This is a genomic window from Pseudomonas sp. 01L34 (assembly GCF_056400265.1).
The window spans coordinates 1-371 of the sequence record NZ_JBFTSX010000059.1; the positions used below are offsets into that span (position 1 = coordinate 1).

Consider the following 371-nt stretch of genomic DNA (forward strand, 5'->3'; position numbering starts at 1 on the left):
ACGGTCACGGTCACCTGCCGGTCACCTGCTGGGTGTCGACGCCACCGAGGCCATCGCTGACCTGGATGGTGAACACTTCGTTGTGACTCTCGCCGGCCTGCAGCGACTGCACGGCACCGGCGACGCCATCGCTGCCGTTGGCCAAGGTGTAAGTCCATTGACCGCTGCCGTCGACGGCGATCGAGCCGTAGCTGCCGGTGTTTGACCCGGCAATGCTCCAGGTCGCGGTGGCGCTGTGATCGATGTCGCTTGAGCTGAACTGGCCGCTGACGCTGAGGCTGCTGTCTTCCTGCACGGCGCCCAGCTCATTGCCCGATGCGAAGCTGAGTACCGGTGCGTCGTTGCTGCCGGTGACGGTGACGGTCACCTGC

Annotated in this window: 1 protein-coding gene; it reads right to left on the reverse strand. The window is 65.5% G+C overall.

Annotated elements, in window-relative coordinates; all coding sequences use genetic code 11:
• Positions 1–10 precede the first annotated feature (10 nt).
• Positions 11–371: VCBS domain-containing protein (locus AC1DQM_RS29975; protein ID WP_477747283.1), on the reverse strand; the 361-nt coding region annotated here is incomplete at its 5' end.